This is a genomic window from Lysobacter oculi, assembly GCF_003293695.1.
GTDB classification, from domain to species: Bacteria; Pseudomonadota; Gammaproteobacteria; order Xanthomonadales; family Xanthomonadaceae; genus Solilutibacter; species Solilutibacter oculi.
This window is the reverse complement of record NZ_CP029556.1, coordinates 10,001-35,599: the sequence shown is the minus strand read 5'-3', so window position 1 is coordinate 35,599 and position 25,599 is coordinate 10,001. Positions and strand designations below refer to the sequence as shown.

21 protein-coding genes, 2 rRNA genes, 1 other RNA gene and 1 pseudogene (1 of these 25 running past the window's edge) are annotated in these 25,599 nt (G+C 67.1%); 17 read left to right on the top strand and 8 right to left on the bottom strand.

Translation table 11 applies throughout. The annotated features are described in order from the left end of the window. Positions 1-35: 35 nt before the first annotated feature. From DCD74_RS00185 to DCD74_RS00170, 4 genes are all read right to left on the bottom strand, one after another. A complete protein-coding gene (locus tag DCD74_RS00185; RefSeq protein ID WP_112925540.1) occupies positions 36-2,219 on the bottom strand; it encodes a RelA/SpoT family protein in 2,184 nt (727 codons plus the stop codon). Positions 2,220-2,330: 111 nt separating this feature from the next. After that, positions 2,331-2,630 (bottom strand): DNA-directed RNA polymerase subunit omega, encoded by a 300-nt coding sequence (gene rpoZ / locus DCD74_RS00180; protein ID WP_112927578.1) that lies wholly within the window; start codon positions 2,628-2,630, stop codon positions 2,331-2,333. A gap of 105 nt (positions 2,631-2,735) precedes the next feature. After that, on the bottom strand, positions 2,736-3,377 hold the full coding sequence (gmk, locus tag DCD74_RS00175; RefSeq protein ID WP_112925539.1) for a guanylate kinase: 642 nt from the start codon (positions 3,375-3,377) through the stop codon (positions 2,736-2,738). A gap of 53 nt (positions 3,378-3,430) precedes the next feature. Beyond that, positions 3,431-4,279, bottom strand: a complete 849-nt coding sequence (locus DCD74_RS00170; RefSeq protein ID WP_112927577.1) for a YicC/YloC family endoribonuclease — start codon at positions 4,277-4,279, stop codon at positions 3,431-3,433. Positions 4,280-4,359: 80 nt separating this feature from the next. Here DCD74_RS00170 and rph point away from each other — a divergent pair, with 80 nt between their 5' ends. From rph to DCD74_RS00130, 8 genes are all read left to right on the top strand, one after another. Then, a complete protein-coding gene (rph, locus tag DCD74_RS00165) occupies positions 4,360-5,082 on the top strand; it encodes a ribonuclease PH (protein ID WP_112925538.1) in 723 nt (240 codons plus the stop codon). After that, positions 5,082-5,690 carry an RdgB/HAM1 family non-canonical purine NTP pyrophosphatase gene (rdgB, locus tag DCD74_RS00160; protein WP_112925537.1) on the top strand — a complete coding sequence of 203 codons (609 nt, stop codon included), beginning with the start codon at positions 5,082-5,084 and terminating at the stop codon, positions 5,688-5,690. The genes rph and rdgB overlap by 1 nt, the downstream gene beginning before the upstream one ends. Positions 5,691-6,183: 493 nt before the next feature. Next, positions 6,184-7,341, top strand: a complete 1,158-nt coding sequence (gene hemW / locus DCD74_RS00155) for a radical SAM family heme chaperone HemW (protein WP_217424266.1) — start codon at positions 6,184-6,186, stop codon at positions 7,339-7,341. Between the two features lie 40 nt (positions 7,342-7,381). Beyond that, complete coding sequence (locus DCD74_RS00150; protein ID WP_162615804.1) at positions 7,382-9,805, top strand: DUF1631 family protein; 2,424 nt, start codon at positions 7,382-7,384, stop codon at positions 9,803-9,805. Beyond that, entirely contained in the window at positions 9,802-10,140 is a 339-nt protein-coding gene (locus DCD74_RS00145) for a PilZ domain-containing protein (protein WP_112925534.1), read from the top strand. Before DCD74_RS00150 ends, DCD74_RS00145 begins: the two co-directional genes overlap by 4 nt. A 66-nt stretch (positions 10,141-10,206) precedes the next feature. Further along, complete coding sequence (gene pepQ / locus DCD74_RS00140) at positions 10,207-11,532, top strand: Xaa-Pro dipeptidase (protein WP_112925533.1); 1,326 nt, start codon at positions 10,207-10,209, stop codon at positions 11,530-11,532. After that, positions 11,529-11,978, top strand: coding sequence for a hypothetical protein (locus tag DCD74_RS00135; protein ID WP_112925532.1), 450 nt, complete (start codon positions 11,529-11,531; stop codon positions 11,976-11,978). The genes pepQ and DCD74_RS00135 overlap by 4 nt, the downstream gene beginning before the upstream one ends. Positions 11,979-11,985: 7 nt before the next feature. Then, complete coding sequence (locus DCD74_RS00130; RefSeq protein ID WP_112925531.1) at positions 11,986-12,375, top strand: fluoride efflux transporter FluC; 390 nt, start codon at positions 11,986-11,988, stop codon at positions 12,373-12,375. 15 nt (positions 12,376-12,390) lie between these two features. Here the strand turns inward: DCD74_RS00130 and DCD74_RS00125 are convergent, their stop codons facing one another. Continuing rightward, the gene (locus DCD74_RS00125; RefSeq protein WP_112925530.1) at positions 12,391-13,716 is read right to left on the bottom strand and encodes an aminopeptidase P N-terminal domain-containing protein; all 1,326 of its coding nucleotides are present in this window, start codon (positions 13,714-13,716) and stop codon (positions 12,391-12,393) included. Positions 13,717-13,727: 11 nt separating this feature from the next. After that, positions 13,728-14,240, bottom strand: a complete 513-nt coding sequence (locus DCD74_RS00120) for a UPF0149 family protein (RefSeq protein ID WP_112927576.1) — start codon at positions 14,238-14,240, stop codon at positions 13,728-13,730. 179 nt (positions 14,241-14,419) lie between these two features. On the opposite strand from DCD74_RS00120, the gene DCD74_RS00115 reads away from it, so the two are divergent. The 9 genes and pseudogenes from DCD74_RS00115 (at position 14,420) to DCD74_RS13050 (ending at position 23,209) form a co-directional block, all read left to right on the top strand. After that, on the top strand, positions 14,420-18,970 hold the full coding sequence (locus tag DCD74_RS00115; protein WP_217424265.1) for an EAL domain-containing protein: 4,551 nt from the start codon (positions 14,420-14,422) through the stop codon (positions 18,968-18,970). A 12-nt stretch (positions 18,971-18,982) separates the two neighbouring features. Further along, positions 18,983-19,204, top strand: coding sequence for a TIGR02449 family protein (locus DCD74_RS00110; protein ID WP_112925528.1), 222 nt, complete (start codon positions 18,983-18,985; stop codon positions 19,202-19,204). Further along, positions 19,201-19,506 carry a cell division protein ZapA gene (locus DCD74_RS00105; RefSeq protein ID WP_112925527.1) on the top strand — a complete coding sequence of 102 codons (306 nt, stop codon included), beginning with the start codon at positions 19,201-19,203 and terminating at the stop codon, positions 19,504-19,506. Before DCD74_RS00110 ends, DCD74_RS00105 begins: the two co-directional genes overlap by 4 nt. A 53-nt stretch (positions 19,507-19,559) precedes the next feature. Continuing rightward, a non-coding RNA gene (ssrS, locus tag DCD74_RS00100) (6S RNA) lies at positions 19,560-19,742 on the top strand. A 102-nt stretch (positions 19,743-19,844) separates the two neighbouring features. Then, entirely contained in the window at positions 19,845-20,432 is a 588-nt protein-coding gene (locus DCD74_RS00095; protein WP_112927575.1) for a 5-formyltetrahydrofolate cyclo-ligase, read from the top strand. After that, on the top strand, positions 20,429-20,896 hold the full coding sequence (locus tag DCD74_RS00090) for an EVE domain-containing protein (protein WP_112925526.1): 468 nt from the start codon (positions 20,429-20,431) through the stop codon (positions 20,894-20,896). Before DCD74_RS00095 ends, DCD74_RS00090 begins: the two co-directional genes overlap by 4 nt. Before the next feature lie 23 nt (positions 20,897-20,919). Next, complete coding sequence (rpiA, locus tag DCD74_RS00085; RefSeq protein ID WP_112925525.1) at positions 20,920-21,582, top strand: ribose-5-phosphate isomerase RpiA; 663 nt, start codon at positions 20,920-20,922, stop codon at positions 21,580-21,582. Between the two features lie 120 nt (positions 21,583-21,702). Beyond that, positions 21,703-22,117: pseudogene (locus DCD74_RS00080) on the top strand (Y-family DNA polymerase); the annotation flags it as partial. Between the two features lie 3 nt (positions 22,118-22,120). Continuing rightward, positions 22,121-23,209, top strand: coding sequence for a DNA polymerase Y family protein (locus DCD74_RS13050; protein ID WP_335645451.1), 1,089 nt, complete (start codon positions 22,121-22,123; stop codon positions 23,207-23,209). 88 nt (positions 23,210-23,297) lie between these two features. Here DCD74_RS13050 and rrf read toward each other — a convergent pair. Beyond that, positions 23,298-23,411, bottom strand: a 5S ribosomal RNA gene (gene rrf, locus DCD74_RS00070). A 128-nt stretch (positions 23,412-23,539) separates the two neighbouring features. After that, a 23S ribosomal RNA gene (locus DCD74_RS00065) occupies positions 23,540-25,599 on the bottom strand; it runs 816 nt beyond the window's last position.

Genomic DNA, 25,599 nt, shown 5'->3' with positions numbered 1-25,599 from the left:
GACTCCTGTGGGGATGCCCCATTCTACGGCGCGCGTCAGAGCCGCTCGACGCCGTGCACCACCGCCAGCCGGCGCACGCGGCGGATCACTTCGTCCATGTGGCCGGTGTCATGCACTTCGATGCCGAAGCGGATCACCGAGACCTTCCCGTCGCGTTCCAGGTAATCGACGCTGTCGATGTTGGATTCCGCCTGCGCGATCGCCGCCGCCACCTGCGCCAGCACGCCGGGCCGGTTGTCGACTTCCACCTTCAGGCTCGATGCGTAGTCGCCGGACACCTCGGCATCCCAGCCGATGTCGACCCAGCGCTCCGGCACGCGGCGGTAGTCGGCCAGGTTGGGGCAGCTCATGCGATGCACCACCACGCCCTTGCCGGTGGTGTGGAAACCCATGATGTCGTCGCCCGGGATCGGCTGGCAGCACTGCGCGAAGCTGATCACGCCGCGTTCGGCGCCGGTGATCAGGATGCGGTCGTGGCCGAGCACCGCCAGCGCCTCGTGCGGCTGGCCGCGGACCGCGCCGGCCTCGCCATCCGCGCCCACCAGCTGCTGCGCCACCAGGTGCGGCATGCGGTTGCCGAGCGCGATATCGACCAGCAGCGCTTCCAGACGCGGCAGGCGTTGGTCGGTGAGATAGCGGTCCATGCGCCCCTTGGGCAGCTTCTCGATGCTGCATTCGTGCGACTCCAGCGCCGATTCCAGCATCCGCAGGCCCAGCTGCACCGCGTCCTCGTGACCGATCTGCTTGAGCTGCTGGCGGATCGCCGTGCGCGCCTTGCCGGAGACCACGAATTCCAGCCACTGCGGCTTCGGGCTGGACGTCTTGGCGATGACGATCTCCACCGTCTGCCCGCTCGCCAGCTTGCTGCGCAGCGGCACCAGCTTGCCGTCCACGCGCGCCGTCACCGCGTGGTTGCCGACATCGGTATGCACCGCGTAGGCGAAATCGAGCGCGGTCGCGTTGCGCGGCAGCGAGAGGATGCGGCCCTTCGGGGTGAACAGGTAGACCTCGTCCGGGTACAGATCGACCTTGACGTTCTCCAGGAACTCCAGCGACGAGCCGGTGCCCTGCTGGCTGTCCATCAGCTCGCTCAGCCAGTGGCTGGCGCGGGCGAGCGGGCTGTTGCTCTCGCCGCCCTGCTTGTAGGTCCAGTGCGCCGCGATGCCGCGCTCGGCCACCAGGTCCATCTCGGCGGTACGGATCTGCACTTCGATGGGTGCGCCGTAGGGCCCGAACAGGACCGTGTGCAGCGACTGGTAGCCGTTGGCCTTGGGGATGGCGATGAAGTCGCGGAAGCGCCCGTCCAGCGGCTTGAACGTGGCATGCACCACGCCCAGCGCGTGGTAGCAGTCGGCGACCGAATCGACGATCACCCGGAAGCCGAACACGTCAAGCACCTGGCTCAGCGACTTCCGCTCGTCGCGCATCTTGCGGTAGATGCTCCACGGCGACTTGACCCGCCCGACCAGCTGGTGCGCCAGGCCTTCCTTCGCCAGCTGCTGGGCCAGCCGCGCCTCGATCTGGATCATCGCCTCGCGCCGCACCAGCGGCTGTTCGCGGATGCGCTTGGCCAGCGCGGCATGGCGCCACGGGTGCAGCGCGGCAAAGCTCAGATCCTGCAGCTCGGCCTTGACGATGTTCATGCCCAGCCGCTGGGCGATGGGCGCGTAGATCTCCAGCGTCTCGCGGGCGATGCGGCGGCGTGACTCGGCCCCCTGCGCGCCCAGCGTGCGCATGTTGTGGAGGCGGTCGGCCAGCTTGATCAGGATGACCCGCAGGTCGCGCGACATCGCCAGCAGCATCTTGCGGAAGGACTCCGCGGCGGCTTCCTCGCGGTCGCGGAACTTGAGCTTGTCGAGCTTGGTGACGCCTTCGACCAGATCGGCCACGGTCTGCCCGAAGTCGCCGGCGATGTCCGCCGCGGTCAGCGGCGTGTCTTCCACCGTGTCATGCAGGATCGCCGCGATCAGCGTCTTCAGGTCCATGCCCTGCTCGGCCAGCACCTGCGCCACCGCCACCGGGTGGGTGATGTAGGGCTCGCCGGACTTGCGCATCTGCCCGGCGTGCGCGGCGGCACCGACCTGCCAGGCGTGCACCAGCTGGGCGCGCTCCTCGGGCGTCAGGTAGTGCGCGGCGGCCAGCAGCGAGGCCACGTAATCGGGCAACGCGCCGGGCGCGCCGAGGCCGTGCGGGGCGATGGCGGATGCGTGGGTGGGCATGAATCCGAGCCTAAGCGCTGGAAGCCGGGCTGTGAAGGGGCGCGCGGCATTCCCCACAAACGCGAAACCCCGCCGAAGCGGGGTTTGCGCGGGGGAGCTGACCGGCGTGGATCAGTCGTCGCCCTTCATGTCGTCGTCGGCGGCGACCATCTCGGCGGCGGCCCATTCCAGCGCCTCGCGCTCCTTGCGCTCCTTCTCGGCCTTCTCTACGGCATCGATGAACGGCTCGTCGATGACGCGGGCGGCGATCTCGCGCAGCGCCAGCACGGTCGGCTTGTCGTCGTGCTCGCTGTTGTCGAGCTTGGCTTCGACGCCCTTGGCCAGCTGACGGGCGCGCTTGGCGGCCATCATGACCAGCTCGAAGCGGTTGTCGACGACTTCCAGGCAATCTTCAACGGTGATGCGGGCCATCTGTTCTGTCTCCACGGCCAGGGGCCGGGTGGTGAATTCGGAACCGGCCATGATACGCAGCCACGTCGCCCGAGGCAAGCCACATCCCGCCAATTTCCTTTGTGGTCAGGGACTTGCGCCGCCCGGCGGGCAGTCGTCGGTGAGCAGCGCGGTCAACAGGCGCGAATAGCGGGCGATCTGGCGGTCGCGGCGCAGCCGGCTGGCGGCGAACACGGCGCAGACTTCCTCCACCGCCTCGTCGAAATCATCGTTGACGATCAGGTAGTCGTATTCGCCGAAATGACTCATTTCATCGCGGGCGGCCGCCAGCCGGCGGGCGATGGTCTCCTCGCTGTCCTGCGCGCGCTTGTGCATGCGCTCGTCGAGCGCGCCGCGCGAGGGCGGCAGGATGAAGATGCTGATCGCGTCCGGCACCTTGGCGCGGACCTGGCGCGCGCCCTGCCAGTCGATCTCCAGCAGCACGTCGCGGCCGGAAGCCAGCTGCGGCTCCACCGACTGCCGCGCGGTGCCCTTCCAGTCGCCGTGGACCAGCGCGTGCTCGAAGAAGTCGCCGGCGTCGATCATTCTCCTGAACTCCGCCTCATCGACGAAGTGGTAATGCTCGGCATGGCGCTCGCCCGGACGCGGCGCGCGCGAGGTGAACGAGATCGACAGGCTGATCTGCGGGTCACGCGCCAGCACCCGGTTGACGATGCTGGACTTGCCCGCGCCCGAAGGCGCCGAAACGATGTAGAGGGTGCCGCGCATGGGCTGTCCGCGTGCCAAAGACGGAATGCTAGCCGAATCCGTGCCGCCGGCCTTCATTCGATGTTCTGGACCTGCTCGCGGATCTGGTCGATCAGCACCTTCAGCTCCACCGCCGCGTTGCTGGTGCGCGCGTCCACCGACTTCGAGCCGAGCGTGTTGGCCTCGCGGTTGAACTCCTGCAGCAGGAAGTCGAGGCGGCGGCCGACCGGCTCGCGTTGCTTCAACACCCGGCGCGCCTCGGCGACGTGGCTGGCCAGGCGGTCGAGCTCCTCGTCGACATCGAGCTTCTGCAGCCAGATCACCAGTTCCTGCTCCAGCCGCCCGGCGTCGAGCTGGCCGGCGACTTCCTGCATCCGCGCTTCCAGCTTGGCGCGCTGGCCGGCGCGGATCAGCGGCACCAGCGTGCGGACTTCATCGGCGATCTTCGCGATGCCCTCGACACGCTCGCCGATCGCTTCGGCCAGCTTGCCACCCTCGCGTTCGCGGGCGGCGACGAAATCGTCCAGCGCTGCCTCCATCACCGCCAACGCTTCTTTCTGGAAGGCATCGGCATCGATGTCGCGCGCCTGCAGCACGCCGGGCATCTGCAGCAGCGTCGCCAGGTCCACCCGCAGCGACGGCAGCGCGGCATCCAGGTCCTGCGCGATCGCCGACAGCCGCTCGACGTAGGCGGTGTTGAGCTGCAGCGCGTCGCCACCCTGCCCGCCGGACAGCCGCATCACTACATCCACCTTGCCGCGGGCGATGCGCGCGGCGATGCGTTCGCGCAGCTGCGGTTCCAGCGCACGCAGCTCCTCCGGCAGCCGGAAACCAATTTCGAGGAAGCGGTGGTTGACCGCACGCAGTTCGCAGGAAAGGCGGCCGGCTTCGGTCGGGCGTTCGGCGCTGGCGAAGGCGGTCATGCTGCGGATGGACATGCGGTTTCCAAAGGTGATCGAAACCCCGATGGTAAACTCGCCCGCCGTTTTTCAAGGAATGCGCGATGCAGCGACCCAGCGGCCGCAGCCCCGGCGACATGCGCGAAGTGAGCTTCGTGCGCGGTTTCACCCGGCACGCCGAAGGGTCGGTGCTGGTGTCCTTCGGCGACACCCGCGTGCTGTGCACGGCGAGCATCGAGAACAAGGTGCCCGGCTTCCTGCGAGGCAAGGGCGAGGGCTGGCTCACCGCCGAATACGGCATGCTGCCGCGCGCCACCCACACCCGTTCAGACCGCGAAGCCTCGCGCGGCAAGCAGGGCGGGCGCACGCTGGAAATCCAGCGCCTGATCGGCCGCAGCCTGCGCGCCTGCGTGGACCGCGCGGCACTCGGCGAACGCACCATCACCCTGGACTGCGATGTGCTGCAGGCCGACGGCGGCACCCGCACCGCCGCGATCACCGGCGCCTATGTCGCGCTGGCCGACGCGGTGCAGAAGCTGCTCGACGCGCGCGAACTCAAGAAGAACCCGCTGCACGGCGCGGTGGCGGCGGTGTCGGTGGGCATCTATCGCGGCGTGCCGGTGCTGGATCTGGATTACGCCGAAGACAGCGACTGCGACACCGACATGAATCTGGTGATGAACGACGGCGGCGGTTTCATCGAATTGCAGGGCACCGCCGAGGGCCACGCCTTCCGCCGCGACGAACTGGACGCGATGCTCGCGCTCGGCGAAGCCGGCTGCACGCAGCTATTCGCCGCGCAGCAGGCGGCGCTTGCCGCGCGCTGATGCCCGCCACACCGCGCAAGCTGGTGCTGGCCAGCGGCAACCCCGGCAAGCTGGCGGAGTTCCGCGAACTGCTGGTCGATGTCGGTTTCGACGTGTATCCGCAGTCGGAATTCGGGGTGGAGGATGCCGATGAAACCGGCCTGAGCTTCATCGAGAACGCGATCCTCAAGGCCCGCCATGCCTCGCGCGCGACCGGCCTGCCCGCGCTGGCAGATGACTCCGGACTGTGCGTGGATGCACTCGATGGCGCGCCCGGCCTGTACTCGGCGCGTTACGCCGGCACGCATGGCAACCACGCCGCCAACATCGACAAACTGCTGCACGAATTGCGCGATGTCGATGACGCCCAGCGGACCGCGCGCTTCGTCTGCGTGCTGGCGCTGGTGCAACACGCCGACGATCCGCTGCCGCTGATCGCCGAGGGTGTCTGGGAAGGCCGCATCCTCCACGCCCGCGAAGGCGGAGGCGGCTTCGGCTACGACCCGGTGTTTTTCTCCCCGGCGCATGGCATGACCGCCGCAGAGCTGCCGGCGGACGCGAAGAACGCCGCCAGTCATCGTGGCCTGGCGATGCGGGCACTGCGCGGGAAATTGGCGGCGCGGGTTTGAGCCACACGCCGCCCTGAAACTGCAGGCGCCCGAAATCCTCCGCACAAGTATCGGCCTGGCGAAAGTGCCAAGGCGCTTTAGTGACACACCCGAAACAACAGGCTCGGGGATGCCCCTGCGCGGTTGAGCACGACAGGACGTCCTGCGCCCGCGCGTCGGAGCAGGAAGCGCAACCCGCGCGGCAACCGCGCAGGGGCGTCGCCGGGCCGGAACCGAAGCCGCCTCTAATCACTTCGCCAGACGGAACCGAAGCCGTATCCACATATAAATAGACGGGCTTCCGGACAGACCGCAGCCCGCATCCGGCAAGCCTGCTTCCCGGCGCATGCGAACATCCTGTTCGATGCGCCGCCGCGCACCGTCCTTGGCGCGCTTTTACGCAGGCCCGCCGCACACGGGCTGCTTCCCTCCAGATTCGTTCACCGGCTTCGCTTTACGCCCGCCGACTTTCGAGCCAAACCACACAACCACGCGACTGACGAATTCACACCCCATGCTCACCCCGCCGCCCCTGTCGCTCTACGTCCACCTGCCCTGGTGCGTGCGCAAATGCCCGTACTGCGACTTCAACTCCCACGCGCAGAAAGGTGCGCTGCCGTTCGACGACTACATCGACGCCCTGATCCGCGACCTCGAATACGACCTGCCGCTGGTCTGGGGCCGCACCGTGCATTCCGTGTTCTTCGGTGGCGGCACGCCCAGCCTGTTCGCGCCCGAACATATCGACCGCTTCCTGCAACATGCCAGCGCACGGCTGCGCTTCGCGCCGGGGCTGGAAGTCACCCTGGAAACCAACCCGGGCACCGTCGAGCACGGGCCTTTTGCCGGCTACCGCGCGGCGGGCGTCAACCGGCTGTCGTTCGGCGTGCAGAGTTTCGATGACGGTTGCCTTGAACGCCTCGGCCGCATCCATTCCAGCGGCGATGCAGAGCGTGCGGTGAAGGCGGCACAGGACGCCGGCTTCGACAGCCTCAATCTCGATTTGATGTACGCCCTGCCCGGCCAGACCCTGGCGATGGCCGAAGCCGACATCGACCGCGCCATCGCGCTGCAGCCGCAGCATCTCAGCCACTACCAGCTCACGCTGGAACCCAACACCCTGTTCGCCGCCAAGCCGCCGCCGGGCATCCCCGACGACGACCTGGGCTGGGACATGCAGGAACGTTGCCAGGCGCGGATGGCCGAGGCCGGCTTCGGCCAATACGAAGTGAGCGCCTATGCGCAGCCGGGCCGGCAATGCCAGCACAACCTCAACTACTGGACGTTCGGCGACTACCTCGGCATCGGCGCCGGGGCGCACGGCAAGCTGACCATCGGCGGCGAGCAGCGCATCCTGCGGCGCTGGAAGGTGAAGCATCCGGCCGCCTGGCTGCGCGATGCCGGTACGCCGGCCGGCATCGGGGGCGACGAGGACATCGGCCCCGACCGCCGCCCCTTCGACTTCATGCTCAATGCGCTGCGCTTGAACGCGGGCTTCGGGCTGGACCTGTTCGAGAAACGCACCGGCCTGCCGCCTGCGGCGATTGCCGAGGAACTGGCCACCGCCCAGGCCCGTGGCTGGCTGGAGGTCAGCCCCGAAGGCCATGTCCGCCCGACCGAGCTGGGTCGGCGGTTCACCAATGACGTGATCGGCCTGTTCCTGCATGGCTGAAAGCGTGATCAAGTTCACGCCACGGCAGTATGATTCGCCGATGCAGGGGACCTCACGCGACATCGTCAAGCTCAGCCTGGCCGAAAGCGGCCTGCCCTCGCGGGTGCGCGACATAGCCGCGCGCCTGCTGCTCGTAGCCGAGGCGGAACTCGGCGACCGCATCCGCCTGATGCTGGTCCAGCTGGAAAACCAGCTGTTCGCGCAGGCCGACAAGGCGCGTTCACCGGCCGACCAATCCGTGCTGCTGCGCTCGGTGCAGACCATCAAGCTGCATCGGGATGCGTTTCCGCCCGCGTACTTCGCGGCGCTGGAATCGCGCCTGGCCACGCTGCGCCGCCCGCCGCCGCGCAAGCCGGTCAACACCGGCGGCAAGCTGCTGTCGCCCTCGTCCGAATGGCGCCTGTCGGAATCGATCCCCGAGGAGGATCTGAACGCCGCACAGCTGCAGGACCTGGCGATGCCGCTCGAAGCCGCCTCCAGCCTGCCGCTCTACCTGCTGGGCCAGCGCTTCGGCGTGCTGGCCGGCGCGCCCGCCTTTGCCGCCGAGCAGATCGTCCTCGGCCCGCGCACGCTGGTCGAACTGGCGGGCAAGGTGTCGGTGGCGCTGTTCGGCAACCACGTGCCGGCCCTGATGCTGCAGTCGCATTTCGCCCAACAGGCGCTGGGCGATTACCCGCACTTTGTCGAACACGTGAACCATGTGCTGGACGAAGCCGGCGTGCTGCCCGGCCTGTCCTATGTGCCGGTGCGCCCGACCCGCGCCTCGCGCACGCGGGCGCCCGAAGCGAAGACCGACGCGCCGGCGGCCACCGAGCCGCCCGGAGCCCCGCCGGCAGCGGACACGCCGCCGGTTCCCGCCGACACCCCGGCGGCCAACGCAGCGGTTGTGTCGCCCGCCGCGACATCGCACGCGCCCGCCGCTGCCCATCGCGGCTCACATGGGCCGATGCACGGCGGCACGCCCGCCAACGACGAAAGTGGCGACTGGTTCGAGCAGCCCGAGATCCAGCGCCCGCTGACCCAGGCGCCGCCGCCCGATTTCCGCTACCTGCAGCAGCTGCTGACCGCGCAGCGGATCGCCGGACGCATGCCCGCGCGGCCCGCGATGCCGCCCGGCGTGCCGCTGGAACGCACCGAGGTGGACCGCTTCCTGGACGAATTCCAGGCCGACCCGCCCAGCGACGCCAGCAGCACGCGCTCCCTGCACGGCCTGCGCGAAGACCTGCTGCAGCGCGCCCGCGCCGAGCACGGCCCGCAGGCCGAACTGCCGCGCGAGGACGCCGACACCTTCGAGGTGCTGTCAATCCTGTATGCCGAAGTCGCGCGTGAAGTCCGCGCCGGCTCCTCGGTACACGGGCTGCTGGAACGCCTGCAGCTGCCGATCCTGCGGCTGGCGCTGCGTGACCGCGGGTTCTTCGACGAAGCCACCCACCCCGGCCGGCAGATCCTCAACACCATCGCCGAATCCGATGCCACCGCCTACGGCGACCATGGCGTGGACCCGTACTTCGAAGCCGCCATGCATCGCGCGGTGGAGCGCATCGAGGACGACTACCACGGCGAGCGCGAGGTCCTGCGCGAAGTCAACGAAGAACTGCAGTCGCAGTTCCGCCAGCAGATCAAGCGCTCGCAGGCCAGCGAGAAGCGCCTGGTCGAAGCCGCCCACGGCCGCGAGCGGATGGCGGTGGCGAAGAACTCCGCCGGCGCCGCGCTGCAGGACCTGATCACCGAATACAAGCCGGTCCGCGCCATCGAAGCCCTGCTGCGCCGCGCCTGGCTGGACGCGATGACCCTGGTCGCGCTGCGCAACGGCGAGGAATCCGCCGCCTGGCGCGACATGCTCGGCACCACCCGCAAGATCCTGGAAACGGTCAACGCGCCCGGCGAAGTGCAGGCACCTGAACTGGCGACCGAGATCGATACGGCGATGCGCCGCGTCGGCTACCACGAGACCGAATCCGGCGCGATCGCCGCCCACCTCAGCCGCAGCCACAGCGCGCCGCGCCCCGAGGAAGAGCTCACCGCCACCGAGGTCACCGCGCGGATCAAGGCGCATGCCCGCTTCGGCCGCGATGACGAGGCCGAGCGCGCCGAAGCCAAGGCCGAACGCGCCAAGCCCTCGCGCAACGCGCAGGAAGAAGAGTGCTATCAGCACCTGCGCACCCTGCCGTTCGGCTGCTGGGTGGACTTCGTGCAGAACCAGCAGGGCAATGCCGAACGGCTGCGCCTGTCCTGGTACAGCACCATCACCGACAAGGCGCTGTTCGTGAACCGCCGCGGCCAGCGTGCCGCCGAGATGCAGATGGACACCCTGGCGCGCCTGATGGCGCAGGGCCAGCTGAAGGTGGTGGAACGCACCCAGCTGCGCCTGTTCGACCGTGCCTTCCGCTCCACCATGGAACTGCTGCGCAGCACCCTGCGTGGCGGCCGCTCCGAAGACGACTCCGCGCCGCAGGCCACATGAACAACGCCGAATACCGCAACGCGACCCGCCGCGACATCCACGGCAGCTTCGATGTCGTCGACACCATGACCGGGCAGCGCATCGGCCAGCTGTTGGACCTGTCGGCCAGCGGCCTGCAGGTCAACAGCCTGCTGCCGCTGGTGCAGGACGCGCTCTACCAATGGCGCTTCCCGCTGCCGGCCGGCGCCGGGCAGGCCACGGAAGAGATCGAGTGCGGCGTGCACGTGCTCTGGGTGGACTCCGAGAACCCCGGCGAATACAGCGCCGGCGGCCGTTTCATCCAGATTTCCACCGAAGCGCGCGACCGCATCCGCGACTGGTGCGAGGGCAGCTGAGCCCCACGCGCACACCGCCGCCACGGCGATTGGTTCAAAATCAGGATTTTCCCACCGGAGCCCGCCATGGCCGAAGACCCCATCCACGCCCTTTACGCCGACCACCTGCGCACGCTCACACAGCGCGCGGACACGGCCCTTGAGCGCGGCGGCTTCGACCGGCTGGTGATCCCGAGCGGCACCCAGCATTACCAGGCCTTCGACGACCGCGACTATCCCTACGCGGTCAATCCCAACTTCAAGCACTGGCTGCCGCTGACCAACGCGCCCGGCAGCTGGCTGGTGCATGCGCCGGGCGAGCGCCCGAAGCTCATCTACCTGCAGCCGCGCGATTACTGGCACGTGGTGCCGGCCGATCCGTCCGGCTACTGGGTCGAACACTTCGACATCAGCATCGTCCGCACCGCCGAGGAAGCGCTGCAGCATCTGCCCGGCCTGGCCACGCGCACGGCCGTCGTCGGCGAGGCGCAGAGCACGCTCGGCCACGTGGTGCCGAACAACCCGGATGCGGTGCTGGCCTACCTGGACTACCAGCGCGCGTACAAGACGCCGTATGAAGTGGCGATGATGCGTGAAGCCACCCGTCGCGGCGTGCGTGCGCACCTCGCTGCCGAGCGCGCCTTCCGCATGGGCGCGAGCGAATTCGGCATCCACCTCGCCTACTGCCAGGCGGCCGGACAGGATGCGCTGGAGCTGCCCTACGGCAACATCATCGCGCTCAACGAACACGGCGCGGTGCTGCATTACATGGACCGCGACCGCAAGCCGACGCGTCCCGCGCGCAGCCTGGTGATCGATGCCGGCGCCAGCCACGCCGGCTACGCCTGCGACATCACCCGCACCTATTCGGCGGCCGACGATGACTTCCAGGCGATGATCGATGCCGTCGACACCGCCCAGCAGGCGATGTGCGACCAGGTCCGCGCCGGCACCGACTACCGCCGGATCCATCTCGACGCGCACCTCGCGCTGGCCAGCATCCTCAAGGATTTCGGCGTGATCACGGTGGATGCGCAGACCGCGGTGGAGACCGGCGTGTCCAGCGCGTTCTTCCCGCACGGCATCGGCCACGGCATCGGCCTGCAGGTGCACGACGTCGCCGGCTTCGCCGCCAGCGACGCGGGCGGCGTCATCGACAAGCCGGCCGGCCATCCCTACCTGCGCCTGACCCGCACGCTGGCACCGGGCATGGCGGTGACGATCGAGCCCGGGATCTACTTCATCGACATGCTGCTGGACGAACTCAAGGCCAAGGGCCTCGCCGACAGCGTGGACTGGGCGAAGGTGGATGCCTTCAAGCCTTACGGCGGCATCCGCATCGAGGACGACGTGGTCTGCACCGAAGACGCGCCGCTCAACCTCACCCGCGAAACCTGGAGTGAAACCGCATGAACGCACGAAGCCCCCTCGCGCTTGCCGCCGCCACCCTCGTCGCGCTGACGGCCTGCGGCAAGTCGCCCGCGCCCGCCGCCACCCCCGCACAGGATGCCGCCGCTTCGACATCCAGCCACTGCCTGCAGTACGCGCCCGGCATGGTCACCCTGAGCGGCATGGCGACCACGCGGATGATGTCCGCGCCGGGCAAGGCCAGCCGCAACGCGATGCTGCTGACGCTCGACGCGCCGATCTGCATCGCCACCCATGCCGCGCGCGCGGCGGAATACCCGGCGGTCGACAGCATCAAGGTGATCGAGCTGGTGCCGCAGAGCGATTTCGCCGACGCGTTCTCGCTGGCCGGCCAGCGCGTGACCGCGCATGGCGGGCTGGTACCGATGTCGGGCGACGGCGTGGCCGCGCCGGTCGGCATGGTGCTGCGCACGCTGAAGCCGGCGCAGTAATCGCCGCATGAACAGCTGGGGCGCGCAACTGGCGCTTGTGATGGCCGGCGGCGCGCTCGGCGCGGCGGGCCGGTTCTGGCTGGGCGGCGCGATGCTGCGCCAGTTCGGTGACCGGCTACCCTGGGGCACGCTGGCGGCCAACCTGATCGGCGCGTTCGCGATCGGTTTCCTGGCCGAATGGCTGCAGGAGCGCGGCACCGTCGCGCTGTACTGGCGCGCGTTCCTGATCGTCGGCGTGCTCGGCGCGCTGACCACCTATTCCTCGCTGGTGCTGGAGATGCTGCTGTTCGCGCGTGGCGGGCGCGGTGGCACGGCGCTCGCCTATCTCGGCATCACCCTGGTCGCGGGACTGGCGCTGGTCTGGGCCGGCGCGCGCGTGGGGTCGATGCTGCGCTGATCCATCGCGGCCGGCTCAACCGGCCATGAAGGCTTCGATCTCGTCGGCGCTGCGGGCCAGCTTGCCGGTCAGCACGCGGTGTCCGGTCTTCCCCAGCGCGACATCGTCCTCGGTGCGGATGCCGATGCCGCGCCACTTCGCATCGACCGTGCTGTCATCGGCGGAGACATAGAGCCCGGGCTCGATGGTGAACACCATGCCGGGTTCGAGCAGGCGCGGTTCGTCGTCAACGCGATAGTCGCCGACATCGTGCACATCCAGCCCCAGCCAGTGGCCGGTCTTGTGGCGATAGAAGCGCTGGTACGCGCCGGTCGCGATCGCCTTCTTCAGCGTGCCCTTGAGCAGGCCGAGCGAGAGCAGACCGTCGGCGAGGGTTTCCACCGCGGCATCGTGGATCGCCGACCACGGCTTGCCGGGCACCGCCTGCGCGAGTGCCGCCGCCTGCGCTTGGCCGACCAGATCATGCAGCGCGCGCTGCGGGGCGCTGAAGCGGCCATCGACCGGAAAGGTGCGGGTGATGTCGGCGGCATAGCCGCGGTATTCGGCGCCGGCATCGATCAGCACCAGCTCGCCCGCGCGCGACTTGGCGCTGTTGGCGCGGTAGTGCAGCACGCAGGCGTTGGCCCCGGCGCCGACGATGGAGTTGTAGGCCGGCACCGCGTCATGCGCGCGGAACACGCGCTCGACTTCCGCCTGCAGTTCGTATTCGTGGATGCCGGCGCGGGCGGCGCGCATCGCCGCCTCGTGCGCGATGACGGAAATGTCGGCGGCGCGTTGCATCAGCGCGAGTTCGTCGGCGGTCTTGAACAGCCGCATCTCGTCGAGCAGGTGGCCGAGTTCAAGGAATTCGTGCGGCGGCTGCGCGCCCATCCGCATCTGCGCGCGCACGCGGTTGAGCCAGCCGATCAGCTTGAGGTCGAAGTCGGTGTCGTGGCCGAAGTGGTAGTAGACCCGCGTGCGGCCTTCGAGCAGGCCGGGCAGGATCTCGTCGATGTCGTCGATGGCCCAGGCATCGTCCATCGCCAACGCATCCACCGCGCCTTCGGGCCCGATGCGCGGGCCGTCCCAGCCTTCGCGCTCAAGATCGCGCTCGCGGCAGAACAGCAGCGCCTCGCCATGCGCGCGGCCCGGCGCCAGCACCAGCACCGCCTGCGGTTCATCGAAGCCGGTCAGGTACCAGAAGTCGGAATCCTGCCGGTAGGGGTAATGGGTGTCGCGGCTGCGCACGCGCTCGGGTGCGGCGGGCAGGATGAGGATGGCGTCTTCGCCGACCATCCGCATCAACTGCTTGCGGCGCTTGGCGCAGGCTTTCGGCGACAAGGCCTTGTCGAGGGCGGGCATGCGCGGACCGGTCAGTGCAGGCGCTTGCGGTGGCGCGGGCCGAGCGCGCAGTCGCCATGCAGCAGCAGCGCGGCGACGCGGACGAATTCCTCGATTTCGGCGAAGGCGGCTTCGTCTTCCTCGTCGCCATCGGATTCGGCTTCGGCCATCGCCAGCCGCGCCAGGTCTTCGAGCGCTTCGCTGCCTTCCTCCGACAGCGGCGGGTTGGGCCCGGCCGCCAAGCCGAAGCCGCCGAGGAACGCGCGGCACCAGTCGAACAGCGCGTTGCCGCGCACGTCGACCGCGGCATCATCGTCCGGCAGCAGCAAGTGGAAATTCAGTTCGCGGTCTTCCATCGAGGCCAAGGTGGCATCGCGGAGCGCCTTGAAGGTGTCGTCCTCGGGCTGGGCCAGGCCGTCATCGGCCAACACTTTTGCCAGCCAGCCGCCATTCGCATCGCCACCCCCGGCGATCCAGCCGGCCAGCGCGCCATGAAGTTCGGCCGGGCTGACGGAAAGCTGCAGAGGCGACAGCACGGCTTGCATCTGCTGCCAGTCGGGCAAGGGGGCATGGGCCTGCAAGGCGGCACTCCGGGGACGGGGCGGCCAGTGTATCGCGGGCCTCCGACCATTGAATGAGTGTCGCAGCGCACACTTTTACCGGCGCCGGGGGTATCGTCATCCCTTACATGCGCCGCTTCGACCGCCCACTGCCGATCCCTCCCGTGCACCGGCGGTCCAGCCTGTGGCCGCTGCGCGTGATGCTGCTGGTCGTCTTCGGGCTGATCATCGCCAGCGCCCACGCACAGATCCGCCAGTACAGCTTCCACCCGGTCGGCACCGAATACGGGCTGTCGCAGAACACGCCGAACGCGATCGTGCAGGACCCGCTGGGCTTCATCTGGATCGCCACCGGCGGCGGCCTGAACCGCTTCGACGGCAACCAGTACCGCGTGTTCCGCCATGGCGACAACCAGGACTCGATTCCCGAGAACCAGGTCACCACGCTGGCGATCGACGGCACCACGCTGTGGATGGGCTTCCGCTCGCAGTACATCGCCCGCATGGATGTGCGCGATGGCCGCGTCCAGCGCTACCTGCATCCCGGCGTCGCCCGGCGTACGCCGCTGACGCCGATACGCGCGCTGCTGGCGCAGGACCACAAACTCTGGATCGCGGTGGAAGGTGGCGTGGACGTCCTCGACACCGCCACCGGCGCCATCACCGAAGTGTTGCCGCACGACCCGGCCAACGATGCCGGCGCACAGAGCCTGTCCTTCGATGCCGGCGGCCGGCTGCTGCTGGCCCGCGGCCGCGAGCTGCTGCATATCGAGCGCGGCAAGGCCAAGATGATCGCGACCGCCGATGCGCCCATCTTCCGGCTGCTGCGTGACCACGATGGCGCCCTCTGGGTCGCCGGCGAAAACGGCCTGTACCGGCTGGGCCGCCTCGACGCGCTGGAGAAAGCCTGGCCGCTGGCGTCGCATCCGGCATTGCCGGACGCGCCCAACCTGACCGCGCTGGTCGAGGCCCCGGATGGCGCCCTGTGGCTGGCGACCGCCGAACAGGGCCTGGTACGGTACCTGCCGGCCGACGGCAGCGCCAACCGCATCGTCCGGCAGACGGGCGTGCCGGGCACGCTGCAGGAAAACAGCTTCACCTCGCTGCTGGTGGATGGCGGCGGCACCTTGTGGATCGGCGGCAGTTACCTCGGCCCGATGCACACGCATACCAACGGCGACCGATTCCCCTACATCTACAGTCTGGGTGGAGACCGCGAGCGCGACCTGCGGGTCATCAGCATCCGCGGCATGGCGCAGGACACGGCCGGCAACGCCTGGATCGCCACCGATGATTCGAGGCTGGTGAGGATGTCGCCCAGCCTGCCGCCGGTATTCACCGAATTCACCGATGCCCTGCGGCGCACGTTTCCGGAAAAGGCCCGCCGCTCGAATGCGCCGGCGCGCATCTTCCAGTTCATTCCCAAGTCGGACACCGCGTTCTGGGTGGCGACCAGCCACGGCCTGGCCTCGATGGACACCCGCGATGGCCACTTCGAGGAAGTGGACCTGCCGCTCGACAACCACATGGTCACCGACATCGCGCGCGATGCACGGGGCCGCCTCTATCTCGGCGTCCATCGTCGCGGCCTGTACCGCTACGACCCGGTCGACGGCAGCCTGGTCGCGTTCGCCCTGCCGGGTGACCGCACATCGGTGGAAAAAATCATCAACGCGATCCTGATCGACCGCCAGGGTCTGGTCTGGGTGGGCAGCAACGGCGGCTTGATGCGGCTTGATCCGCGCTCCGGGCGGATGCAGCGCTGGTACATGTCGGCGGGGCGCGATGACTCGCTGGCCAGCAACAGCATCCTCAGCCTGATCCAGGATCGCCACGGCACGATCTGGCTGGGCACGATGGCCGGCCTGAACCGGGTGCTGCCCAAGGCCGGCGACGGGCTGGCGTTCACCTCGGTGCTCACCGGACTGGCCGGGCTGGAAACGCCGCCGACGGTGTTCTCGATCCTCGAAGGCCCGGCCGGCTATCTCTGGCTGGGTACCGATTCCGGGCTGCTGCGCTACGACGCGGATCGTGCGCAGGTCGAGCGCTATTCAACCGAACAGGGCCTGCAGGCGCAGGAATTCAACACCCAGTCCGCGCTCCGCCTGCGCGACGGGCGGCTGATGATGGGCGGCGTGCGCGGCATCAACCTGTTCGATCCGCGCAGTCAACAGCCCAAGCCTGCACTCGCGCCGCTGCAGGTCATCGCCAGCCGCGTCGGCAACGAGGCGTGGAACGAATGGCCGCTGGATGCCGCCGGCGGCCTGCGCCACCTCGCCCTGGCCGATCCCGACCAGACCCTGCGCATCCGCGCCCAGCGCATGGACTTCGGCGGCTTCTCGCGGACGCGTTACCGCTATCGCCTGGTTCCGCACGACAGCCGCTGGACCGACAACGGCACCCTGGACGAATTCGCCTACGGCCGGTTGCCCGCCGGCGACTACCAGCTGCAGATTCAGGCCACCGACCGTCGCGGCGACTGGGGGGGCGACATCCTGACCATTCCGGTCCATGTCGCCACCGCGTGGTGGCGCACCCGCTCGATGATTGCGCTGTATGCGGTGCTGGCCAGCCTCATCGCGCTGGCGGTGTTGCTCACCTGGACGCGCCGCCGCGCGCTGGAGAAGCGCCAGAACCAGGCGACCCGCGAGCGCGAGACCCGACTCAGCTTGGCGCTGTGGGGCGCGAGCGAGTCGTTCTGGGACTACGACATCGAATCCAACCGCCTGACCGTCAGCTACAACCCCTACGAGGAAAGCACCGAGAACGTCATCCATGCCGTGCACATCCATCCGGAAGACGAACCGCTGGTGTTGGCGCGGCTGCGCCGTTACCTCAACGAAGGGGCGAGCGGCACGCTGACTTCGCAGCATCGCGTCCGCTACGCCGACCGCGACTGGCACTGGGTCAGCACCCGCGGTCGTGCGGTGAGGTGGGATGCGCAGGGCGGCGTGCAATCCATCTCCGGTACCGCGCGCGACGTGACCGCGCGCCTCGCCGCCGAGCATGCGCAACGCATCGCCATCGAAGTGTTCCAGAACATGGCCGAGGCGGTGACCGTGCTCGACGAAGGCTTCCGCATCGTCTCCACCAACGATGCGTTCTCGACCATCACCGGCTATCCGGGCGATGCGCTGGCCGGCGAGCACATCGACCTGCTGTTCGGCAGCGAGCAGGCGCGCACCGCCGCCGACATCATGCAGCAGCGCCTGATCGCCGAAGGCCAGTGGACCGGCGAACTCTGGCACCGCCATCGCAATGGCCACGATTTCCTGTGCAAGGTGCAGGCCACGCTGGTCACCCAGAGCACCCTGGCCGTCGAAGGCAACGACATCCATTACGTACTGGTGCTGGGCGATGTCACCGAACAGCGCCGCGCGGAACAGGAGCTGCGCCAGCTCGCCAACTACGATCCGCTGACCGAGCTGCCCAACCGTTCGCTGTTCAACCGGCGTCTGGCCGAAGCCATCGCCAGCCATCGCAATGGCCGCCAGTTCGCGGTGATGTTCCTCGACCTTGACCGCTTCAAGGACATCAACGATTCGCTCGGCCACGCCATCGGCGACCAGGTGCTGCGCGCCACCGCCGAGCGCCTGCGCGGCATCACCGCCAGCGAGCAGCTGGTCGCGCGGCTGGGCGGCGACGAGTTCACGGTGATCGTGCCGCGGATGGAATCCCCGCAGGACACCTACCGCGTCGCGCGCGAGATCCTCGCCGGTTTCGCCCGCCCGCTCACGTTGGAGAACGGGCTGGAATTCGCCATCTCGCCGTCGATCGGGATCAGCGTGTTCCCGGATGACGGCATCGACGCCGACACGCTGGTGCGCCAGGCCGATACCGCGATGTACCAGGCCAAGGCCGACGGCCGGCAGATGTACCGCCGCTACCACCCGGACATGGATGCCCAGGCCATCCAGCGTCTGCGCATGAGCACCCTGCTGCGCGGCGCCACCGAGCGCGGCGAAACCTGGCTGGTCTACCAGCCGCGCTGGTGCCTGCGCACCGGGGTGATCACCGGTGTCGAGGCGTTGCTGCGCTGGCGGCACCCGGAACTGGGCGATGTCGCGCCGGACGTCTTCATCCCGCTGGCGGAGGACACCGGGCTGATCAATGCCCTCGGCACCTGGGTGGCCAACGAGGCCTGCCGCGACCTGGCCGAATGGGACGCCGCCGGCCTGCCCTCGGTGAAGATGGGCATCAACGTGTCCGCCGCGCAGCTGATGCGCGAGGACTTCCCGGGCTTCATCACCCGCTGCGCCGACGTGCGTGGCATCGCGCCGGACCGGATCGAGCTGGAGATCACCGAAAGCGTGCTGATGGAGCGCCCGCAGCTGGCCGGCGAACTGCTGCAGCGGCTGCGCGCGATCGGCATCCAGATCGCCATCGACGACTTCGGCACCGGCTATTCCTCGCTGGCCTACCTGCGCGGCCTGCCGGTCAACACGCTCAAGATCGACCGCGCCTTCGTCTCCGACCTGGCCCACGACCCGCGCGACGAGGCGATCATCATCGCCATCATCACCATGGCCCACTCGATGGGCATGAAGGTGGTTGCCGAAGGCGTGGAGACCGAGGCCCAGCTCGCCCAGCTTCGCCGCCACGGCTGCGACGAGGCCCAGGGTTTCCTGCTGGCTAGGCCGATGGAAGCCGCCGATTGCCGCGCTTTCCTGCAGCGGCACGCATCGCGGCGCCTTGACCACCCGCCCGCCCCCTGACATCGTGCGCGGATGGACGCACTCGACCCCTTTGACCGCCTGATGCAGCTCATCGAGCGCATCGAGACCATGGCCGAACGCCAGCAGCGACTGGGCGAGGAAAACCGCAGCCTGCGCCAGCAGCAGGAGCAGCTCATCCACGACCGCGCGCAGCTGGTCAGCCGCAACGAGGAAGCGCGCACCCGCGTGGAAGCGATGATCCAGCGGCTCAAGGCGCTGGAGCAGCACACGTGAGCACGCCCGCCGGCAAGGCCGAGCCGGTCAACGTCCGCATCCTCGACCGCGATTACACCGTCGGCGTCGTCGCCGAAGAGCAGGCCAGCCTGCTCGCCGCCGCCAAGGCCCTGGACACGCGGATGCGCGACATCCGCGGCAACAACCGCATGGTCGCGACCGAACGCATCGCCGTGCTGGCGGCGCTCAACCTGGCGCACGAACTGGAAATGCTGCGCGAGGAAAACGCCCGCCGCGACCGCGCACTGGCCAACGCGATCGATGCACTGGAACAGCGCCTTTCGCGCCTTCCGCAGGACTGAACGCAACGCCGCCATTCATCCCGTTCGCGGAGTGCGCGGCTATACTGCGCGCGTGTCCTCTGCCTTGAGCGACAGCGTGCAAAACATTCGCCTTGTCCCTTAAGAACGACACCGGGGCTGCAACCCGGCCCGGCGTGCATGTCCGCCACGAGCGGAAAGCCCGACGGCCAGCGAGCAATCCCACTTGAACCCGCAGGTTCAAGGTCGTTTCGCCGCATCGCCACGGCGGAGGATGCCATTCGAAACCCGCGCTCCGGCGCGGGTTTCTTCTTTTGCGGGGCGCGATGACGGTCGCGTCGCGGCTTTGGCCCGTCGCCGCACTCGCCTACAATCCGCGCATGTCCGTGCCCACGACACCCAGCCGCCTTGACCTGCGTGAACGACGGCGCGCCATCACCCCGCAGGCGCGGATGCAGGCCGCCGAAGCGGTCGCCTCGCAACTGCTGGCGCTGACGGCAGGCTTAGAAGGCGGCTACATGGCCGGCTACTGGGCGATGGATGGCGAACTGCCGTTGCACGCATGGCAGGTCCAGCTGCCGGTCGGCTGCAGCTACTGCCTGCCGGTGCTGGTCGAAGGCACGATGTCGCTGAAATTCGCGCCGTGGCGATCGGGCGATGCGCTGGTCAACAACCGCTTCGGCATCCCCGAACCCGACCTCGCGCCCGACTCGCTGCTCGACGCCGCCGACATGGCGGTGATCGCGCTGCCGCTGACCGGCTTCGACGCCCGCTGCCACCGCATCGGCATGGGCGGCGGCTGGTATGACCGCACGCTCGCCTTCCGACAGCATCAACCGGCGCCGCCGCTCGCCATCGGCATCGGTTTCGATGTGCAGGAAGTGGCCGAGGTCGCGCCGCAAGCCTGGGACGTGCCCTGCGACGCCATCGTCACCGAAACCCGCACCCTGATCCGAGCCCGAGAATGAGCACCCGCAAGAAATACTGGCTGATGAAGTCCGAACCCGGCGACTTCTCCATCGACGACCTGGCGCGGGTGAAAGTGGAGCCGTGGACCGGCGTGCGCAACTACCAGGCGCGCAATTTCATGCGCCAGATGAAGCCCGGCGACGGCGTCTTCTTCTACCACTCCAACTGCGACGTGCCGGGCATCTACGGCATCGGCGAAGTCGCCAGCCTGCCCTATCCCGACAAGACCCAGTTCGACCGCAAGTCGAAGTACCACGACGAGAAAGCCACGCCGGAGCAACCGCGCTGGGAACTGGTCGATGTCGGCTACGTGCGCACGCTCAAGCGCCCGCTGTCGCTGACCGAAATCCGCGAACACCGCGACGCGCTGGGCGAGGAATTCGCGCTGATCCGCACCGGCTCGCGCCTGTCGGTGATGCCGGTCACCGCCGCGCAGTGGAAGCTGCTGCTCTCGCTCGAATAACCCGGATACAAGGAACCTGCAGGATGTCGGAAGCCAAGCGCCTCGCGGCGGAAAAAGCCATGGACTATGTCGAAGACGGGATGCTGGTCGGCGTCGGCACCGGTTCGACGGTCGCCTATTTCATCGACGCGCTCGGCCGCGATCCGCACCGGATCAAGGGCGCGGTGTCGAGCTCCGAACAGAGCACCGCGCGGCTGAAATCGCACGGCATCGAGGTGTTCGACCTCAACCCCGCCGGCCAGCTCGCGCTCTACGTGGATGGCGCCGACGAGTGCGATCCGCACAAGCGGCTGATCAAGGGCGGCGGCGCGGCACTGACCCGCGAGAAGATCATCGCCGAGGCGAGCCATAAATTCGTCTGCATCGTCGACCCCTCCAAGCAGGTGGACGTGCTCGGCCGGTTTCCGCTGCCGGTCGAGGTCATCCCGATGGCGCGGAGCCTGGTGGCGCGCGAAATCGCCGCGTTGACCGGCGGCCAACCGGTGTTCCGCATGGATGCCGAAGAACGCGCGGTGATCACCGACAACGGCAACGTGATCCTCGACATCCACCAGCTGTCGATCACCGATCCGGTGGCGATGGAGCAGGCAATCAACCAGATTCCCGGCGTGGTCAGCGTGGGCCTGTTCGCCCGACGTGCGGCGGACGTGGTGATCGTCGGGGGCGAGCCGCCGGTCGTGTTGTGAAGCGCGGCCCGCTGCGTCATCGCAGCCCCTGCGATCACACCTTGGTATCCAGTCAATCGTGAAATTCGCGCCCGGCGCTGAGATGCGCCGGGCCGATACTGGCTCCCCATACGGGACACGATGATGACGCTGCGTTGCCTGTTCGTCGATTTCGACTCCTTCTTCGCTTCGGTGGAGCAGCACGATGATCCACACCTGCGCGGCCGCCCGGTCGCGGTGGTGGCGGTGCCGAGCGACACCACCTGTTGCCTGGCCGCCAGCCAGGAGGCGAAACGGCTCGGCATCAAGACCGGCACCGGGGTGCGCGAGGCGCGCGAACGCTGCCCGGATATCGCCCTGGTGCTGGCACGGCCGGCGCGTTACGTAAATGCACCACGCCTTCATGGCCGCGATCGGCGACTGCATCCCTACCGGGAAAGCGGCTTCGGTTGATGAGGTTCCGTGCAGCCTGATCGGCCGCGAGCGCCAGCGCGAAAACGCCATCGCCATCGCCCGCCGGATCAAGCAGCGCCTGTGCGAGGTCGGCATCGGCCCGGAGATGACCTGCTCGATCGGCATCGCGCCGAACAAATTCCTGGCCAAGACCGCCTCCGACATGAACAAGCCGGACGGCCTGACCGTCATCGAACAAGCCGATCTGCCGCATGCCCTGCACGGTCTGGAATTGCGCGACCTGTGCGGAATCGGCGCCTCGATGGAGCAACGGCTGCTGGCCGCCGGCATCGACAGCATGGAACGCCTGTGCGCCACCAGCCGCGAGCATCTGCGCACGGCCTGGGGCAGCGTGGAGGGCGAACGTTTCTGGATGCAGCTGCGCGGCCTTGAACTGCCTGAGCGCGTCCGTGAATACCCGGCTTCGGTCGGGCATTCGCATGTGCTCGGCCCGCAATTGAGGAATTTCGAAGGGATGCGGACCGTGCTGTTCAAGCTGCTGGCCAAGGCGGCGATGCGGCTCCGGCATGGCGATCTGCTGGCTGCCGGGCTGAGCCTGCGGATCCGCTTCGTCGGCATGGAGCGTCGCTTCGAACGCGACCTCGGTTTCGCCCCGCTGGATGACACCCCCAGCCTGCTTGGCATGCTTTCCGGGATGCTCGCCCCCTTGGCCAAGGCCCGCACGTCCGGCCGATGGCAGGAAGGACGCCACCCGCCTCTTTCGGTCGCGGTCACCCTGACCGGCTTGAGCCATGGCGACCACCGCTCGGGCGAACTCATGCCCGCCCGGGCCAAACATCGCCGCCTGAGCCGGCTGCTGGACGAAATCAACGGCAAACACGGCAATTACGCGCTGTATTTCGGCGGCATGCATGTCGCGGTGGAAAAAGATGCGGCCCCGATGCGGATCCCGTTCCAGCATGTGCCGGATACCCGGCTGGAAGGGGATCGTTGGGAGCAGCGCAGCCGTACCAAGCCGGTAACAGGTCCGCGTAGCAGCGAAGAATCCGTCGACCCGCTCTACCTGCAGCGGGAAAACCAGTTCAAGGTCCTGGCCGAAAGCCACCACCGACGCAAGCAGGAGGCGAAAGCATCGGGTTCCGCCTATCGGTCAGCCGGAACCGGCGGCTGGAATCGGACATCCCACGCGGCAGAAGCCACTCCAAAACCTGGGGAAACGCTGTCCCTGTTTTGAATCAGGGTCGAGCAGTGGTATCGATGATGCTTTCCGTCAACACAAAGAAAACACCCCGCATCGTCTGATGCGGGGTGTTTGGGAAAAAATCTGGCGATGACCTACTCTCGCATGCTAAGTGCACACTACCATCGGCGCAGCTGCGTTTCACTTCCGAGTTCGGGATGGGATCGGGTGGTTCCACAGCGCTAATGTCGCCAGAAAGCGGGGAAGTGTCGCGGGCATGGACAAAGCCATGTCGCGCCAGCTTTCATAGGGACGGAACGTAGCGAGTGCTTGGCGAAGAACACGTTTTGACGTGCGTCTCGGCTCAAGGCCACTTGAGGTTATATGGTCAAGCCTCACGGCTCATTAGTACTGGTTAGCTCAATGCATTGCTGCACTTACACACCCAGCCTATCAACCACCTAGTCTTGATGGTGCCTTTAGGGGGCTTGTGCCCCGGGAAATCTCATCTTGAGGCGCGCTTCCCGCTTAGATGCTTTCAGCGGTTATCGCTTCCGAACATAGCTACCCGGCAATGCCACTGGCGTGACAACCGGAACACCAGAGGTTCGTCCACTCCGGTCCTCTCGTACTAGGAGCAGCCCCTCTCAAATTTCCAACGCCCATGGCAGATAGGGACCGAACTGTCTCACGACGTTCTGAACCCAGCTCGCGTACCACTTTAAATGGCGAACAGCCATACCCTTGGGACCGACTACAGCCCCAGGATGTGATGAGCCGACATCGAGGTGCCAAACTCCGCCGTCGATATGAACTCTTGGGCGGAATCAGCCTGTTATCCCCGGAGTACCTTTTATCCGTTGAGCGATGGCCCTTCCATACAGAACCACCGGATCACTAAGTCCTACTTTCGTACCTGCTTGAGCCGTCACTCTTGCAGTCAAGCACGCTTATGCCTTTGCACACAGTGCGCGATGTCCGACCGCGCTGAGCGTACCTTCGAGCTCCTCCGTTACTCTTTGGGAGGAGACCGCCCCAGTCAAACTACCCACCATACATGGTCCCCGACCCGGATCACGGGCCTAGGTTAGAACGTCAAGCACATCAGGGTGGTATTTCAAGGTTGGCTCCACACCGGCTGGCGCCGATGCTTCAAAGCCTCCCACCTATCCTACACAGACGAACTCAACGTTCAATGTAAAGCTATAGTAAAGGTTCACGGGGTCTTTCCGTCTTGCCACGGGAACGCTGCATCTTCACAGCGATTTCAATTTCACTGAGCCTTGGGTGGAGACAGCGCCGCTGTCGTTACGCCATTCGTGCAGGTCGGAACTTACCCGACAAGGAATTTCGCTACCTTAGGACCGTTATAGTTACGGCCGCCGTTTACTGGGGCTTCGATCAAGAGCTTCGCCTTGCGGCTGACCCCATCACTTAACCTTCCAGCACCGGGCAGGCGTCACACCCTATACGTCCACTTTCGTGTTTGCAGAGTGCTGTGTTTTTGATAAACAGTCGCAGCGGCCTGGTATCTGCGGCCCCTCCGAGCTCAGCCACGCATGTGGCCACCCAGGGGGGCGTACCTTCTCCCGAAGTTACGGTACCATTTTGCCTAGTTCCTTCACCCAAGTTCTCTCAAGCGCCTGAGAATTCTCATCCTACCCACCTGTGTCGGTTTACGGTACGGTCTTCGTAAGCTGAAGCTTAGGAGCTTTTCCTGGAAGCGTGGTATCAGTCACTTCGCTCTAATGAGCTCGTCTCGGTGCTCGGCATAGAGGTTCCCGGATTTGCCTAAGAACCATGCCTACCGCCTTTCCCCCGGACAACCAACGCCGGGTAGACCTAACCTTCTCCGTCCCTCCATCGCACTTACGCGAGGTGCAGGAATATTAACCTGCTTCCCATCGACTACGCATTTCTGCCTCGCCTTAGGGGCCGACTCACCCTGCGCCGATTAACGTTGCGCAAGGAAACCTTGGGCTTTCGGCGTGCGGGCTTTTCACCCGCATTATCGTTACTCATGTCAGCATTCGCACTTCCGATACCTCCAGCAGACTTCTCAATCCACCTTCGCAGGCTTACGGAACGCTCCTCTACCGCGCATTACAAAGTAATGCACCCCAAGCTTCGGTTACATGCTTAGCCCCGTTAAATCTTTCGCGCAGACCGACTCGACCAGTGAGCTATTACGCTTTCTTTAAAGGATGGCTGCTTCTAAGCCAACCTCCTGGCTGTCTGTGCCTTTCCACATCGTTTACCACTTAGCATGTATTTGGGACCTTAGCTGTGGGTCTGGGTTGTTTCCCTTTTCACGACGGACGTTAGCACCCGCCGTGTGTCTCCCATACAGTCCGTCTCGGTATTCGGAGTTTGCAATGGTTTGGTAAGTCGCGATGACCCCCTAGCCATAACAGTGCTCTACCCCCGAGAGGATACATATGAGG